Source organism: Pantoea sp. X-Soil-TKNS-1211, from assembly GCF_059730495.1.
In genome coordinates, this window is sequence record NZ_AP035953.1 from 1,714,393 (window position 1) to 1,730,643 (window position 16,251).

17 protein-coding genes are annotated in these 16,251 nt (G+C 51.6%); 4 read left to right on the top strand and 13 right to left on the bottom strand.

Going from position 1 to position 16,251, the window contains the following annotated elements:
• Positions 1–140: 140 nt before the first annotated feature.
• The 3 genes from AC6I8W_RS08205 to AC6I8W_RS08215 all read left to right on the top strand — a co-directional run bounded on the left by AC6I8W_RS08205 (position 141) and on the right by AC6I8W_RS08215 (position 4,632).
• The gene (locus AC6I8W_RS08205; protein WP_497838130.1) at positions 141–1,676 is read left to right on the top strand and encodes a glucan biosynthesis protein G; all 1,536 of its coding nucleotides are present in this window, start codon (positions 141–143) and stop codon (positions 1,674–1,676) included.
• Entirely contained in the window at positions 1,669–4,221 is a 2,553-nt protein-coding gene (gene mdoH / locus AC6I8W_RS08210; protein ID WP_497837729.1) for a glucans biosynthesis glucosyltransferase MdoH, read from the top strand. Before AC6I8W_RS08205 ends, mdoH begins: the two co-directional genes overlap by 8 nt.
• A gap of 183 nt (positions 4,222–4,404) precedes the next feature.
• Complete coding sequence (locus AC6I8W_RS08215) at positions 4,405–4,632, top strand: YceK/YidQ family lipoprotein (protein WP_497838131.1); 228 nt, start codon at positions 4,405–4,407, stop codon at positions 4,630–4,632.
• 3 nt (positions 4,633–4,635) lie between these two features.
• On the opposite strand, the gene AC6I8W_RS08220 is transcribed toward AC6I8W_RS08215, so the two are convergent.
• The 3 genes from AC6I8W_RS08220 to AC6I8W_RS08230 all read right to left on the bottom strand — a co-directional run bounded on the left by AC6I8W_RS08220 (position 4,636) and on the right by AC6I8W_RS08230 (position 6,897).
• Positions 4,636–5,034, bottom strand: a complete 399-nt coding sequence (locus AC6I8W_RS08220) for a MysB family protein (RefSeq protein WP_497837730.1) — start codon at positions 5,032–5,034, stop codon at positions 4,636–4,638.
• A gap of 113 nt (positions 5,035–5,147) precedes the next feature.
• Positions 5,148–5,414, bottom strand: a complete 267-nt coding sequence (locus tag AC6I8W_RS08225; RefSeq protein ID WP_480370218.1) for a hypothetical protein — start codon at positions 5,412–5,414, stop codon at positions 5,148–5,150.
• Positions 5,415–5,973: 559 nt separating this feature from the next.
• Positions 5,974–6,897 (bottom strand): Kdo(2)-lipid IV(A) acyltransferase, encoded by a 924-nt coding sequence (locus tag AC6I8W_RS08230; protein WP_497837731.1) that lies wholly within the window; start codon positions 6,895–6,897, stop codon positions 5,974–5,976.
• 267 nt (positions 6,898–7,164) lie between these two features.
• On the opposite strand from AC6I8W_RS08230, the gene trhO reads away from it, so the two are divergent.
• Complete coding sequence (gene trhO, locus AC6I8W_RS08235) at positions 7,165–8,220, top strand: oxygen-dependent tRNA uridine(34) hydroxylase TrhO (protein ID WP_497837732.1); 1,056 nt, start codon at positions 7,165–7,167, stop codon at positions 8,218–8,220.
• 38 nt (positions 8,221–8,258) lie between these two features.
• Here the strand turns inward: trhO and AC6I8W_RS08240 are convergent, their stop codons facing one another.
• The 10 genes from AC6I8W_RS08240 to mdtH all read right to left on the bottom strand — a co-directional run bounded on the left by AC6I8W_RS08240 (position 8,259) and on the right by mdtH (position 16,020).
• Positions 8,259–8,834, bottom strand: coding sequence for a YceI family protein (locus tag AC6I8W_RS08240; protein WP_497837733.1), 576 nt, complete (start codon positions 8,832–8,834; stop codon positions 8,259–8,261).
• A gap of 1 nt (position 8,835) precedes the next feature.
• The gene (locus tag AC6I8W_RS08245; protein ID WP_497838132.1) at positions 8,836–9,411 is read right to left on the bottom strand and encodes a cytochrome b; all 576 of its coding nucleotides are present in this window, start codon (positions 9,409–9,411) and stop codon (positions 8,836–8,838) included.
• 293 nt (positions 9,412–9,704) lie between these two features.
• Positions 9,705–10,820, bottom strand: coding sequence for an N-methyl-L-tryptophan oxidase (gene solA / locus AC6I8W_RS08250; protein WP_497837734.1), 1,116 nt, complete (start codon positions 10,818–10,820; stop codon positions 9,705–9,707).
• Between the two features lie 106 nt (positions 10,821–10,926).
• Positions 10,927–11,181, bottom strand: coding sequence for a biofilm formation regulator BssS (gene bssS / locus AC6I8W_RS08255; RefSeq protein WP_013508627.1), 255 nt, complete (start codon positions 11,179–11,181; stop codon positions 10,927–10,929).
• A 287-nt stretch (positions 11,182–11,468) separates the two neighbouring features.
• Positions 11,469–11,738, bottom strand: a complete 270-nt coding sequence (locus AC6I8W_RS08260) for a hypothetical protein (RefSeq protein WP_497837735.1) — start codon at positions 11,736–11,738, stop codon at positions 11,469–11,471.
• A gap of 142 nt (positions 11,739–11,880) precedes the next feature.
• Positions 11,881–12,126: a DNA damage-inducible protein I gene (dinI, locus tag AC6I8W_RS08265; protein WP_013508629.1), complete on the bottom strand. Its 246-nt coding sequence runs from the start codon at positions 12,124–12,126 to the stop codon at positions 11,881–11,883.
• A 69-nt stretch (positions 12,127–12,195) separates the two neighbouring features.
• The gene (gene pyrC / locus AC6I8W_RS08270; protein ID WP_497837736.1) at positions 12,196–13,242 is read right to left on the bottom strand and encodes a dihydroorotase; all 1,047 of its coding nucleotides are present in this window, start codon (positions 13,240–13,242) and stop codon (positions 12,196–12,198) included.
• A 179-nt stretch (positions 13,243–13,421) separates the two neighbouring features.
• A complete protein-coding gene (locus AC6I8W_RS08275; RefSeq protein WP_497837737.1) occupies positions 13,422–13,985 on the bottom strand; it encodes a lipoprotein in 564 nt (187 codons plus the stop codon).
• Positions 13,986–14,095: 110 nt separating this feature from the next.
• Positions 14,096–14,743 (bottom strand): glutaredoxin 2, encoded by a 648-nt coding sequence (grxB, locus tag AC6I8W_RS08280; RefSeq protein WP_497837738.1) that lies wholly within the window; start codon positions 14,741–14,743, stop codon positions 14,096–14,098.
• A gap of 74 nt (positions 14,744–14,817) precedes the next feature.
• Positions 14,818–16,020 carry a multidrug efflux MFS transporter MdtH gene (gene mdtH, locus AC6I8W_RS08285; RefSeq protein WP_497837739.1) on the bottom strand — a complete coding sequence of 401 codons (1,203 nt, stop codon included), beginning with the start codon at positions 16,018–16,020 and terminating at the stop codon, positions 14,818–14,820.
• Positions 16,021–16,251 lie beyond the last annotated feature (231 nt).

Sequence of the window (16,251 nt, forward strand, 5' to 3'; positions counted from 1 at the left end):
CATTTTCCACTTACAAATAAGGGGAACAATCGGTTACATACGCTGTCGGAAAAAAGAATAATCCTTTAAGATAAGCGGGTTTGATCTAAGCACACGCGAAAGGGGGGGATGTGCTGACTTTAGAAAAAAATATGGCCGGACTGAAGAAAATGCGCTGGGTAGGCGCGGCAGTTCTGCTGGCGTTGTACGCGAATAATAGCTGGGCGTTCAACCTGGATGATGTAGCAAAACAGGCTCAGGCGATGGCAGGCAAAAGCTTCGAAGCGCCAAAGAGCAATTTACCCTCTCAGTTTCGTGAAATGAAATTTGCTGACTATCAGCAGATCCAGTTCAACCACGATAAAGCCTACTGGGGCAAGCTGCGTACGCCGTTTAAACTTGAGTTCTATCACCAGGGTATGTACTTCGATACGCCGGTGAAAATCAACGAAGTCACCGCCAGTACGGTCCGTGAAATCAAGTATAACCCGGATTATTTCAACTTCGGCAACGTCAAGCATGACGCTGACTCGGTGAAAAACCTGGGTTTTGCCGGATTCAAAGTACTTTATCCGCTTAACGAAAAGGGTAAAGACGATGAAATCACCAGCTTCCTGGGTGCCAGCTACTTCCGCGTAATTGGTGCAGGTCAGGTCTATGGTCTGTCGGCGCGTGGTCTGGCTATCGACACGGCGTTGCCATCGGGCGAAGAGTTCCCGCGCTTTAAAGAGTTCTGGATCGAGCGGCCAAAACCGCAGGACAAGCAGCTGGTGATTTATGCACTGCTGGATTCTCCACGTGCCACCGGTGCCTACCGTTTTATCGTGCGTCCGGGTAAAGAATCGACCGTGGATGTACAATCCAAAATTTACCTGCGTGACAAGGTCGGCAAGCTGGGTATCGCGCCGCTGACCAGTATGTTCCTGTTCGGCGCTAACCAGCCGTCGCCGGTGAGCAATTTCCGTCAGGAGCTGCATGACTCCAACGGCCTGTCTATCCATGCCGGTAACGGCGAGTGGATTTGGCGTCCGCTGAATAACCCGAAACACCTGGCGGTCAGCACCTTTACCATCGAAAGCCCGAAAGGCTTTGGCTTGCTACAACGTGGTCGTGATTTCAGCCGTTATCAGGATCTTGACGATCGCTATGATCTGCGCCCGAGTGGCTGGGTGGAACCGTTAGGTGACTGGGGCAAAGGGCGTGTCGAGCTGGTGGAAATCCCGACAGCGGATGAAACCAACGACAACATCGTGGCCTTCTGGACACCAGAAAAACTGGCTGAACCGGGTAAAGAGATGAGTTTCCAGTATCGTCTGCACTTTACCCGTGACGAGAACCTGCTGCATTCCGATGATGTTGCCTGGGTGAAAGATACCCTGCGTTCCGCCGGGGATGTGAAGCAGTCAAATCTCGTGCGTCAGCCGGATGGCAGCATCGCCTTCACCGTCGACTTCGTGGGCCGGGCGATGAGCCAACTGCCGGAAAACACTCAGGTCGCGCCGCAGGTCAGCGTGGGTAATAACGCTGAAGTGGTGGAGCAAAGCGTACGCTACAACCCGGTCACTAAAGGCTGGCGTCTGGTGCTGCGTCTGCGCGTGAAAGACAACAAGCAGCCGACGGAAATGCGTGCGGCGCTGGTTAGTGGCGACAAGACATTGACGGAAACCTGGAGCTATCAGCTACCTGCCAATGAATAACTCGACTTTTACACCTCAATCTTACGTGGAAGCCCTGCCGCTCGATGCGGCAGGACGCGCACGTCTGATCGCATCGCTGCAAAATGCGCAGGCGTTCCACGCTGTTCATACGTCGCTGGGGCACGATGTTGCGGCCAGCGAGCGCCCGGATGATGTGCCGCTGAAATCGGTGTCGTCCCGTGTGCAAATGGCCTGGCCAGATTCACTGGCTGATGGTCAGCAACTCGGTAAAGATTATCTTGATCGTACCACCCTGAAGGCGATGCCAAAGGTGACACGTTCGTTGATGTTCCCCGAGGCCTGGCGTACCAACCCGCTGGCGCGTGCCTGGGATTCGTTGCGTGGGCATAAATCAACGCCACGGTACAAAACGGTCGAAGAACAAAATGCGGAAGATAAGTGGCGTCATGTTGGTTCGATGCGCCGTTATGTGCTGCTGATTCTGACGCTGTTCCAGACCGTGGTCGCCACCTGGTACATGAAAACCATTCTGCCGTACCAGGGCTGGACGCTGCTCGACCCCATGGAGTTGTTCAATCAGAACTGGTTGCAGTCGGTGGAGTTGATTCTGCCGTACATCCTGCAAACCGGCATTCTGTTCCTGTTCGCCATCCTGTTCTGTTGGGTGTCCGCCGGTTTCTGGACCGCGCTGATGGGCTTCCTGCAATTGCTGATTGGCCGTGACAAGTACAGTATCTCTTATTCGACCACGGGCGATGAGCCGCTGAATCCGGCGCATCGTACCGCGCTGATCATGCCTATCTGTAACGAAGACGTGGAACGCGTGTTCGCCGGTTTGCGTGCGACCTGGGAATCGGTCAAACGTACCGGCAATGCGGAACACTTTGACGTTTACATTCTGAGTGACAGCTACGATGCGGATATCGCCATTGCCGAGCAGAAAGCCTGGATGGAGCTGGTGCGTGATGTGGGTGGTGCAGGCAAGATTTTCTATCGCCGCCGCCGTCGCCGTGTGAAGCGTAAAAGCGGCAACATTGATGATTTCTGCCGCCGCTGGGGCAGCAACTACAGCTACATGGTGGTGTTGGACGCTGACAGCGTGATGAGCGGTGAATGTCTCACCGGTCTGGTCCGCATGATGGAAGCCAACCCGAATGCCGGTATTATTCAGTCGTCGCCGAAAGCGTCGGGGATGGACACGCTGTATGCGCGTTGCCAGCAATTTGCGACCCGCGTATATGGTCCGCTATTTACCGCCGGATTGCACTTCTGGCAGTTGGGCGAATCCCACTATTGGGGCCATAACGCCATCATTCGTGTGAAGCCGTTTATCGAGCACTGTGCCTTGGCACCGCTGCCGGGTGAAGGCTCTTTTGCCGGTTCGATTCTGTCGCATGACTTTGTCGAAGCAGCGTTGATGCGCCGTGCGGGTTGGGGCGTGTGGATTGCCTACGATCAGCCGGGTTCCTACGAGGAGTTGCCGCCCAACCTGCTGGATGAACTGAAGCGTGACCGTCGCTGGTGTCATGGTAATCTGATGAACTTCCGTCTGTTCCTGGTAAAAGGGATGCATCCGGTACACCGTGCGGTGTTCCTGACGGGCGTGATGTCATACTTATCGGCCCCGCTGTGGTTTATGTTCCTGGCACTTTCCACCGCATTGCAGGTGGTACATACGCTGATGGAACCGACCTACTTCTTGCAACCGCGTCAGCTGTTCCCAGTGTGGCCGCAGTGGCGTCCCGATCTGGCGATTGCACTCTTCTCAACCACCCTGGTGCTGCTGTTCCTGCCGAAACTGCTCAGCGTGGTGCTGATTTGGTTCAAAGGCGCGAAACCCTATGGTGGGGCGGTGCGGCTGTTCTTCTCACTGCTGCTGGAGATGCTGTTTTCGGTCCTGCTGGCACCGGTGCGTATGCTGTTCCATACCGTGTTTGTGGTCAGCGCGTTTCTCGGCTGGGAAGTGGTGTGGAATTCACCGCAGCGTGACGATGATGCGACACCGTGGAGTGAAGCGTTCCGTCGCCACGGTTCGCAAATGCTGCTGGGGATTGTCTGGGCAGTTGGCATGGGCGTGCTGGATCTGAACTTCCTGTGGTGGTTGTCGCCGATTGTCTTCTCGCTGATTCTGTCACCGTTCGTTTCCGTCATGTCGAGCCGTGCCACCATCGGTCTGAAGAGTAAACGTGCGCAACTGTTCCTGATCCCGGAAGAGTACGATCCGCCGAAGGAGTTGGTCGATACCGACAACTACCTACAGCTGAACCGTGAGCGGGCGTTGAAAAATGGCTTTATGCACGCGCTGTTCAACCCGGCCTTTAACGCACTGGCGACGGCGATGGCAACCTCACGCCACCTGCACAGTACAATCCTCGATCATGCGCGCGATCGGCGCGTGGATCAGGCATTGAGTGATGCGCCTGAAAAACTGAACCGCGAACAGCGTTTGCAGTTGATTAGCGATCCGGTGGTGTTGGCACGTGTGCATACTCGTCTGTGGGAAAGTGCAGAGAAATATCATGAGTGGGTGGATAGCTATCAGAAGCTGAAGCTAAACCCGCAGGCACTGCCGCAACAGTCGTGATGTTGGGTGTTTAACCCGGTTAAAAAGCCGCTATCGTGTTGCGATAGCGGCTTTTTTATTGGTTACGGAGCAGCAAGAGTGCTCCGACTAACACAATCTTTACGCTGCCGGGTGTGGTTATTCACCCACGCTGACGGCTAAAATAGCGTCAGGCCATTGTGAGTATGTGTTGTGAATCGTTTCCTGAAATTAACTGTAGTCGTTAGCGCCATCTTTTTGCTTAGCGGATGTGGCAGTATCATCAGTCGTACCGTGCCGGGTCAGGGGCATGGCAATCAATATTATCCAGGAGTGCAGTGGGATGTGCGCGATGGTGCATGGCGGATGCTAACCATCCTTGATTTACCCTTGTCGTTGGTGATGGACACACTGTTATTACCTGTGGATGCCCATCACAGCCCTTACGAATAACTGTTACGCCCAGCGGTCAGAGTCACTGTTATCGTCGTCCCATTCGGCCGCTGCCGCCTCACCTTCTTCACTATCCATAGGGGGTTCGAGCTGAAATTCTCCTTCATCCCATTCGTGTAGCGTATTTTCAGACTGCCACTCCTGACGTAATTCAATCTCGTCATAGTCATCATCGAAAATGGCCTGGGCTGCTTCACCGCTACGAATGGGCAGACATTCGCCTTGTCCATCCTCGTCCGCGAAAAACTCGGCCTGCCACATGATATCGCCGTCCTGCATCACATATTTTTGCAGCGCGAATTGGTTGACGACGGCATCGTCCTCATCCAAACCGGGTTGGCTGGCGAGAAACTCTTCACGCGCTGCCTCGATGGCTTCAACTAAGGTGTTATACATGCTCATCGCGATCTCCTTGCCTGTTGAATAGGGATTTCAGAGAAGGATAGACGAAAAATCACAAGGTGAAGGTCAGGAATAACTAACGGGCGGATGAGGTGAACCATCCGCCCGGACGATCAGTGCATTTTTTGTGGAAAATGCAGTACAGGGCGTACAGATTCGCGGATAATTGGCGCAGAATAACGAATGCAGCATTTAATACAGGGTTTCACCTTTTTAAAATTAATGCGCGCAACCGATAAAGCCTGATTTAAATTGTAGAGCGTACCAATAAAGACCATATCCTCCTTTTCGGGCAGACGTTTGCACTCTTTCCGATGCAGCAGATGATAATTATCCTGATCGGTACTGACCGTCACATAATAGTAGATGCCTTTATTCATATTATGAGTTCCTGCAGTATATTTGCTGTGTGTAATCTTTATTATTTTTTTGAACAGTTATTGAACTAACTGTCATAAACGAAACTAACTGGAATCGAATTCACTCACAAATTCCAGAAAGGAATAAAGAGGCTGTATATTTTTTAAAAACGTAATAAGCAGGGTGGGGGTTAGGATAATGTCTTGTAAATTAAGTTAATTTTCTTGCATTGATTAGCGAATTCAAAGAATTTAGTAATATTAAATAGGAATATGCCTGGAATTAGAAAAATTCAGGTCCATCAGACATAATGCTAATTGATAAGTTTTATTTTAATACATAACAACAGAATCCGGAGCATGCTGGAGAGAACCGTGGTGGAACGTGCAACAGGCTTAAGTATCAGTCATTATTTTCTGATTTTAATCTAATGAAACTCTAAGAATGATTGGTCTGAGAAAATGTGCCAGCTTGAATTAAAGCCGGTACAGTTTGAACAAAAAACTAACGGATAATGTCATGAATTAAGGTAAATTACAGTTTATGGGCAGGGGGACACAATATGTGTCCCGCGTCACATTAATAACGTGAAGGTTGACCTTCTGGTTGGGTTTTGAAACGACGATGTAGCCACATGTATTGTTCAGGGGCCAGCAAGACAGTTTCCTCAACCACTTTGTTCATGCAAATTGCAGTGTCGAGATCGTTTTCCAGCGAGAATCTTTCCCGGATATCCGGCATGATTTTTAATTCATAACCACGGCCATGGGGCAGACGACGTGCCAGAAACGGCACCACGCTGGGATTCGCCAGTCGGATCAGCATATGGGTGCCGGTGGTGGTGGCGGCCTCCTCAACGGCAAAAAACGGTGCAAACACGCTGCTACGCGGGCCATAGTCGTGATCCGGCGCATACCAGATGATGTCATTGTTTTTCATGGCGCGGATCATGCCCTTCAGATCCTTACGGTCGAGCATGCTTTTATTAGAGCGCATCCGGCCCCAGGTCTGTAGCCAGTCAATCAGCTTGTTGTCATTCGGACGATAAACGCCGATGCCGGGATTGTTCATGCCAAAGACTCGCGCGCCCAGTTCCAGGGTGAGAAAATGCATTCCGATAAGCAAAATGCCGCGTCCGGCAGCCAATGCGGAGTCGATATGCTCCAGACCGGTACAGTTGACCCATTTGCGAATGCGCCAGTCTGGCCAGAACCACGCTATACCGGTTTCGATCAGTCCCATGCCAACCGATTCAAAATTGTGTTTCACCATGGCATCGCGTTCACTGACTGGCATATCCGGAAAGCACAGCTCCAGATTACGCTGTGCAATTTTGACGCGACGCTTCAGGAAACGCCGGGCAATTCGACCTAAACCACAGCCGATAACGTATAAAACCGGGTAAGGCAGTAGCACCAGTAAATAGAGAAGTCCGATACCTAACCAGGTAAGCCAGTAGCGTGGATGAAGGAGCTCACGGGAAAATTGGGGAAGTTGAGTCATTGAAATGTCAGTATCCTGCGTCTTGTACCAGAGGTACCGGTTCCTGTTATTTGCCACTATTGTGCCATTTTTTCTCTCTGACTGAAATCAAGCATAGTCGCCCTGGTGCTGCCTGAATTCGTGCAATCGCATTAAAATATAATCACCGCACAAAAATGCGGCAAGTATCACCCTTACCGGATATTCACGGTAAAGGCTTTGCATTGTGTTGAATTCAGGTATCATGTGCGCGCTCATTTTTCCCCATTGCTAACAGGAACGAACACCATGCCAGTGTTACACAACCTTGTTTCCAATAAAGAGCTGAAGGCGCGCATGTTGGCTGAAACCGAGCCGCGTACTACAGTCTCTTTTTATAAATATTTCCAGATTGCCGATCCGCAAGCATTTCGTGATGCGCTGTACGTTGGGTTAACTAAACTCAAGGTATTTGGCCGTGTATATGTCGCCCATGAGGGCATTAACGCACAAATCAGCGTTCCTGCCAGCCAGTATGAAAGCATGAAGGCTTTTCTCTATGGCTTCGATCCGGCTCTAAACAATCTGCGCATGAACATCGCGCTGGATGATGATGGGAAATCTTTCTGGGTATTGCGCCTGAAAGTGCGCGATCGCATTGTTGCTGACGGTATTGACGACAGTAGTTTCGATGCCAGCGATGTCGGTAACTATCTGAAAGCCGCTGACGTCAATGCGATGCTGGACGATCCAGATGCAGTGTTTGTCGATATGCGTAACCACTATGAATTTGAAGTGGGACATTTTGATAACGCGCTTGAAGTGCCCGCGGATACGTTCCGCGATCAGCTGCCGATGGCCATCGACATGCTGAAAGATCAGAAAGATAAAAAGATCGTTATGTATTGTACTGGTGGCATTCGTTGCGAGAAAGCCAGTGCCTGGATGAAACACAACGGCTTTGATGATGTTTATCACATTGAAGGCGGCATCATTGAATACACTCGCCGCGCGCGTGAGCAGGGTTTACCGGTGCGTTTTAAAGGCAAAAACTTTGTCTTTGACGAGCGCATGGGCGAGCGTATTTCAGATGATGTGCTGTCGAACTGCCATCAATGCGGCGTACCTTGTGACACTCATACCAACTGCGTGAATGATGGCTGTCATCTGCTGTTTATTCAGTGCCCGAGTTGTGCTGAGAAGTTCCACAATTGTTGCAGCCCGATCTGCATGGAAGAGTCAAAATTGGCTCCAGAAGAGCAGCGTGCGCGTCGCGCCGGTCGCGAGAATGGCAACAAGGTCTTCAACAAATCGCGTGGTTTGCTGAATATGACGATGGCCATTCCGCTGCCAGAGAAGAAGTAATAGGGTGGCAGCCTGGCATGTTGCAGGCTGCCCACGCTTTACTGACGTACCCCTTCGACTGAAATAATCAATTCTGCTTTTTGTGACGCTGGCCCCAGGTCTTTGCTGATATTGAACTCTTTCAGGACGATTTCTCCATTGGCTTCAAAGCCAGCACGATAGCCTCCCCAGGGATCTTTCCCTTCACCGATCAAGCGCGCATCCAGCGTAATGGGTTTGGTCACGCCGTTGAGCGTCAGATCGCCGGTGATTTTATACGTGTTTCCCTCTTTCTTTACGGCGGTAGAACTAAAGGTGGCCTGCGGGAATTTGTCAGTATTGAGGAAGTCTGCACTGCGCAAGTGTTTATCACGCTCGGCATGGTTGGTATCCAGGCTATTGGTATTGAGGGTGACATTGACTTTATCGGCAGCTGGATTCGCTTCATCAAAGGTGAAACTGCCATCGAAATCCTTAAAGCTACCGTAGAGCCAGCTGTAGCCCAGATGTTGAATACGGAACTGAACGAAAGCGTGTTGTCCCTGTTTATCGAATTTGTAGTCTGCGGCGTTGGCCGTCAGGCTGGCAGCCAATAAACCAGCACCTGATAGCATCAGCAGGGTTTTCTTTAACATGTCACTTTTCCTTATCAGAGGTTAACGGGATGCGGCAACCCAGCATCCTTTGCAGCGTGATATCACGATCAATAAAGTGGTGTTTAAGCGCGGCAAGTCCGTGCAGTACCGAAAGCACGACCACCGTCCAGGCCAACCAGAGATGAATATCGCCAGCCACATCGGCTTGTGCAGCGGAACCGGCCATCAGTGCGGGGACATCGAACCAGCCAAATAGCGAAACCGGCTTACCGTCGGCAGTAGAGATCAGATAACCGCTGACTAAAATCGCCAGCAGCAAGCTGTATAACAGCCAGTGAGCGGCAATCGCCGCCAGCCTGACAGGGGTAGAGTAACTACTCAGCGGTGCGGGTGGCGGAGAGAGGAAGCGCCAAAACAAACGCAACAACAGGGCCATAAATAACAGGATGCCAATGCTTTTGTGAATCTCTGGCGCGCTGTGATACCAGTTGTCGTAGTACCCCAGCCCAACCATCCACAGCCCGAGCGCGAACATGCCATAAATGGCAAGCGCCATTAGCCAGTGTAATAAGATAGAGATCAAACCAAAATGCTGTGGAGAATTTCGCCACATGATCGGTGAATCCTGTACGGAAATAACTGGCAATTAGCATCCATATATTGAAATATAAAATCAATCACCCTTACTTTTCTATAAACTATGAAATAACTATTCGGGATTTGTGGTGGTATTTGCGTGGGGTGCTCAGAAATATTGAATAACTACGCAGAAAAACTGAGGTAATAAAACGTTAGAACTAATTACTACACCTTTTGCGCTGCGATTTAATCCAGAAATTAAATTTGTGTGAATTTATGTCAGGGAGTGTCAGTGTGGCCGCTACCGGAGAGGTAACGGCCAGGGGGGCGTCAGGCAAAACGCGACAGTGAGAAAGGGGAAATATCAAAGGAAAAAGGTTTGTTCTGGGCAAATTCGCTGGCTAATTCACCCAGTACGCTGGCGAATTTAAAACCGTGACCGCTTAGCCCGGTAATGATTAAGCGGTTTGGCTCACCCGGCAAGGTATCGATGATAAAGTCCTCATCAGGCGTATTGTCATAACTACAGGCTTCGCCATGCAAACAAACCCCAACACCTGGCAGAAACTGGCGCAAAAAGCTGAAGGCTTCGCTGCCATCGGCGGCGACAGCCCCAAACGGCTTGCGATCTGTTGGTGTCTGCATAACCTGACCGCCATCATGACGACCAACTTTGAGCGCATTATTATCAGCCGGGAAGCCATAAAAGTGGCTACCGTCGCTCATCTCGACGGTAAAGCCGGGAAATTGGTTGTTTTCACTGTAACGGCCATCCGCCTGATGCCAGGCAAACACTTTACGCACCGGTGTGACTGGTAAATCCGCCATCAGTTGGCTAACCCAGGTTCCGGCACTGACCAGCAGCTTACGGGCGTGAAACGAGCCTTCACTGGTGGTCACCTGTTGCAGATCACCATCCCGACCGATTTCCGTCACCGGACAGTTAAACAGTTGGGCGCAGCCCGCTTTTTCCGCCAGCGTTACCCAACTGCGTACCGCCTCCTCGCATTTAAGAAAGCCGGAATTCGGTTCGAACACCCCAATGTAGCCATCAGGCACAGCAAATTGTGGCCAGCGTTTGCGGACTTCATCCGCCTGCAAAATTTGCACATCCAGTTGCCAGACGCGTGCACTGTCGATGACGTTTTGAATAAACGTTGAGGTAATGGGGGCGAGATTGAGAATGCCGCTACGGTGCATAATCCGCACGCCACTCTGGCGCTCCAGATCATCCCAAAGAGTCTGTGCGCGTAGTACCAGCGGAACGTAACGTTCGCCTTCGCCGTAGGCGTGGCGGATTAAACGGGTTTCTCCGTGATGGGTGCCCTGAGAATGGGGAGGGTGGGCGCTATCGATCATTAATACCGAGAGGCCTGCCTGAGTTGCATAGTACCCGGCGGCGGCACCAACTGACCCACTGCCAACCACAATCAGATCATAAACCATGTGACATCACTCCTGAAAAACGACGAACTTTTTCAGCAGCATATCAAAAGAGCGCGCTCATGAAAAAGGCACCCTTGAGGGTGCCCCTTACACGCGATGAAAGAAATTAATGCTTTTGATTATCGCGTAGGTATTGCTCGGTAGACTCAATTTTCGCAATGCCAGCTTCGAGTATCGAGATAAACTGTCGGGCCACATCGGTGGTCAGCCAGTAGGTAGGGCCAACATCAGCTTCTTCTTCTTTCTGATCCTGCGATGATAGCGAGTGCAGGCGAATCATCATGGCGTCATAGCTGTCAACGGTGCTAATGTCCCATCCCACTAATGGATGAGTCTGGATGACGTCTTTATTTCTGTCCATTATAACCTCCTTTTAACTCGTTAAACGAAGTGCTTCTTGAGGTTCAATGCGGCTGTTCTTGCACAAGCGAGATAATTATAACATGAAACGAACGGTACAATAGTTAAAAAATGTGGTGATGAAAAAAAACACAAAATAAATGCTTTTGAGATGCGTCTTTTTAAAAATAATAATACGCCCACGTGTGTGGGTGTTTTTCGCGCGACCAATAGCCGACGCTAAAGAGATTATCGGCAGCAATGCCGGCTGGCTTTAGGAAAACTCTTGAGCCGATCAAAACTGTGAAGTTAGCCCTGCTCCTGGCCCTGGGCGGTACCTACGCACTTGTGAATCTCTTCAGCCAGACGGGCAAACTGCTGCTGTAACTGCTCGTCATGGTTCTGGTTTTGCGCTTCGAGCGTCAGATTGTGGACCAGCAACTGGCTGGCGCGATCGTCGAGACAGAAGGTCAAATTGGCAAAGGCATTTTCCAGCACGGTTAAGCGGCGCTGCTGCTCGCTGATTAATGCCAGTAGCTCGCCAAACGTCATTGCCTCTTCCGGTTTATCGTGAGTCATCTAAAACGTCTCCTGTAAGCATGACGCAGTGCAAGAATGGGGGGATTAAAAATGATTTTAGATGCAGAGGCTATGTCTGGCGAGGCGGAAATAAAACAAAAAAGCCGGGTGGCGAAACCCGGCAAAAACTGCGCAGTGGCGGTTAATCGGTAATAAACCAGTCGTCAGCACTTTCCCAGGTTTCCTGCAAAATATCGCTGATGCGTTCGCGATTTTCTTTGCAACCACCAAACACGCTGAGTTGATTGCCGCTGGCATAGCGGACTTTGACATGATGTTCATCGTCTGGGAAATCACGGGAGATGCGGCGGGTAAGTTCTGCGCTTAACGCATCCAGTGCGCCCGCAGGAAGGGGCTGAGTTTTTGCAACGGTAATTTCAACACGCATAAACGCCTCCGAAATAATATACTGTTTATTTGTACAGTATAATTATCCCGAAGGCAAGCGACAAAAATATCAGCCGATGACACGCCAGTTAAGTGTCTCACCGGCGAGGAATGGCACCAGCGTATCATCGGCGACCGCAACGGTCTGTTCAACAGTCCACGGCTCACGCACCAACGTCAGCGTCCCTTCATTCAGCGGTAAGCCATAGAAGTTCGGCCCGTTTTCGGAACAGAATGCTTCAAAGTGCTGCAACGCTCCCAGTTCTTCAAACACCGTGGCATAAGCCGGTAAGGACGTGGGAGCATTGAATACCCCGGCGCACCCGCAGCTGGCTTCTTTCAGATGACGCAAATGCGGTGCAGTGTCCGTGCCAAGGAACACGCGACGGTTGCCGCTGGCCACCAATTTACGCAGCGCCTCCTGGTGGATATTCCGTTTCAGGATCGGCAGACAATACAGGTGAGGGCGCACGCCGCCAACCAGCATATGGTTACGGTTAAACATCAGATGCTGTGGTGTGATCGTCGCACCCAACAGCTCATTCCCGGCAGCGAGATACTCAGCGGCTTCTTTAGTAGTGATATGCTCCATCACCACTTTCAGGCCAGGGAATTGCTGACGCAATGGCTCCAGCACGGTTTCGATAAAACGTGCTTCCCGGTCAAAAATATCGATGTGGGAATCGGTCACCTCACCGTGTACCAGCATCGGCATACCGATCTGCTGCATGCGTTCCAGCACGCGCGCAATGGAGGCGATATTGGTTACGCCATGGCTGGAGTTGGTAGTGGCGTGGGCCGGATACAGTTTTGCGGCAGTAAACACGCCAGCACGGAAGCCTTGTTCAACCTCATCGGGATCGAGAGAATCGGTAAGGTAGCAGGTCATCAGCGGTGTAAAGGCATGTTCTGCGGGCAGCGCGGCCAGAATACGATCGCGATAGGCCATCGCCGCAGCAACGCTGGTGACTGGCGGAACCAGGTTTGGCATGACAATCGCACGACCATTTACCGCACTGGTGTAAGGCAACACGGCCTGAAGCATCGCGCCATCACGCAGATGGATATGCCAGTCGTCAGGGCGGCGAATCGTGATTTGCTGGGGTTGGGCTGTCATTCAAAAGGCTCCGGCTAGGTAGAAAACGAAAGGCACGTTTAGGCCGGGGAGTAATCATAAGGATGTGGGCAACCGTTTGCACGGGATTTTATTCATGTTGCGTAGCGGCGCGATTTATCGCGCGGGTTTTACCCCAAACAGCGCGATAAATCGCGCCGCTACGTATCCGTGCAAAGGAATTAGTCAGTGAACGGTATCACCAACTGACCCGGTTTCACTTCCAGGCCTTTGGCGAATTTTTTCGCCAGCGCTTCGCCTTTGCTACGATCTTCGCTCAGCACATACGCGGGTTTCTCATCAAAGTAACGTTTGAGCGACTCATTGAGATAGGGCGTCAGCGTTTTCATGATCGACGCCATTTTCTCCGGCTGCACCTGGGCATCAACAATCTCCAGATCCTTCAGGTAAATCGCACCCTGTTGCGCATTGAATACCGGTTGTGCCTTCATTTTTAACTGCATTTCAGCTTGTTGCGGGCCGAATAAAGAGCTGACGTTAATATTGGCTTTACCTGATAGCGTAATTTTACCCGGTTCTTCGCGGCCAATTTGGCTGGTCAAATCAGTCAGCACAATATGCGCATTCACCAGTCCCGAGACACCCACATCTTTCTCGAAATTGTTGTGTTTTTGCAGTGCCTGATTCACTTCCTGTTCACTGATGGTGTATTGCGTCAATTGATTACAGCCGGCCAGCAGCACGGCAAAAAGCAGGGCTATAAGCCCCGGAAAAGCCTTCTTCATACTTTCCTCATCCTGAATGATACGGCAAACGTGCCATAGCCTGCCTGAATCAGGGACGAGTGTCACCAGGAGAGAGATGAGAAACGTCGCAACGTTTCTCATCACAACGGTCAGGCAGCTATAGATGAGAGCAGATTGACCTGCGTTTGTTTCGCCATATTGTCCCGATAGGCAGCCACACGGCTCGGCCAGTCGATACCGGCAACCAGGGTCAGCGAGCGTAACAACGGAAACAAATTGATATCATCTTCTGAGAGTTCGCCGTTGACCGCATTGGGTTTGACAATCAGTTTATCCAACTGACGGAGATCATCATTGATGTTTTTAATCAGTCCTGGCGCATGCTTGCGCAGTTCGCCGAAGTCGCCGATATTGGCCTGTTTTTTCTCACGAAAATAGTTGCGGGCTTCCGGTGTAGCGAACTCGGCAAAAGCCGCGTCAGCGATGCGTGGCAGCAGGAGCTTATTCACGTAACTATTTACATGACGCAGCCAGTCAGAGATGGCGGGATTGGCTTTGCCATTCAGTAAGGTTTCGCCATCCTGCTTATCCACCAGGCGAACAATATCCATACTCTCTGGCATGGCGCTACCATCGGCTTTTTGCAGGATGGGGGCCATCTTTTGACCAATGAGTTTTTTCGGTGTGTTCTCGTCGTCGTTTAGCATCACAACCAGTTCAATGGGCAGATTTTTCAGGCCAAAAATCATGCGCGCTTTGACGCAGAAAGGGCAGTGATCGTAGATGTAGAGTTTCATCCTGTTTCTCCTCGGTTCCCAAGGGTGACTGACGTCACCCTTTTTACAGACGTGCGGGAAGTATGGGAGAGAAATCAGCTGCTGTACAACGCCGGGGCCACCGCGCGGGGTTGAAATTGCCACCACAGCGCCAGCAGCGTCACACAGCCCACCGCGCTAAGCAACATCCACGGCAATTCCGGCAGCGCCAGTTGCTGGCCGACATCAAACATCCAGCCACCGCCGGAGTAGCCAATCAGACCGCCGATTGCAAGCCCAAGACGACTGAAGCCCATATAACTACCGCGGGCGCGCGAACTGGCGAGCGAGGCGCTGAGCGTTTCTCGCGCCGGTTCGGCAATGATGGAGCCGAGATAGAACACGGCGATCAGGAAAAACAGCGCCGGTAGGGTACTGGCCAGTCCCACCGGTAACAAACTGATGGTCATCAAAAACAGACCTGCCATCAGACGCGTCTCCAGCCGGAAGCGTTTTTCGCTCCAGCGCGCCAACGGGTAGAGCAGGCTCAGCGAGAGCAGCGCTTCAATGGTGTACATCCATTTCACCGCAGCCGGTGCGCCAGCGACCTGATTCACCATCACCGGCAACATCAGCATCACCTGGACGGCGAGAATGTAGTAACCGGTCAGCGTCAGTACATACAGGCGAAAACGTTTGTCCTGCCAGACGCGCTGCATGCCTTCGCGCATCGCGATACGTTCGGTGGAAATGCGCCAGGCGGGTAACCAGATAGCATTGAATAATGCCGCGCTGACGAACACCGCCGCGCCCACCCAGCACACCAGGCGGAAATCCCACGCCAGTAACCAACTGCCAATCAGTGCGCCCAGCACCGCTCCTGCGCTGTCCTGCATCATCAACAGGGAAAAGAAGCGGCCGCGCTCACGGGCGCGCACCAGTTTTACCACCATCGCGCTGCGTGGTGGGTCGAACAGCGTTCCGCCTAAGCCAGATAACAGGCAGGCCAGCCACAGCAACCAGGGTTGATGCGCCAGCGCCATACAGGCAAAGCCTGCGGCACGCATCAGCATGCCGGTGACGATCAGGGGGCGTGCGCCGAAGCGGTCAGCGATGGCTCCACCAAAAATACCCAAGCCTTGCTGCACAAACTGACGCAGGCCGAGTGCAATCCCGACCATCAGCGCGGCCCAGCCGAGTTGTTCAACGAAGTGAATAGAGATGAGAGGGAATACCACAAAAAACCCTAACACCACCAACATGTTATCCACTAATAAAAATGTTTTACCGAGGCGTCGTGCCCGCGCAACCCGAGACATGCTTAATCCTGAGCAAGGTGGAGAGGAGAAAAGAGACCAGTTGGTCTATTTTCCGCCTGTGCAGGCAGGAAAAACAGGATTATCAGGATGATATTTTTTCATCGAATCGGTAAGAAAATTAATCCTGAACAAGGATGAATGCCTGAGCACGGGAAACGGGGTTTTACCGCAGGCAGGGTGACGGTTATAGTGAGATATAACGCCGATGGCGTACTTCCTTCTTAAGTCTTG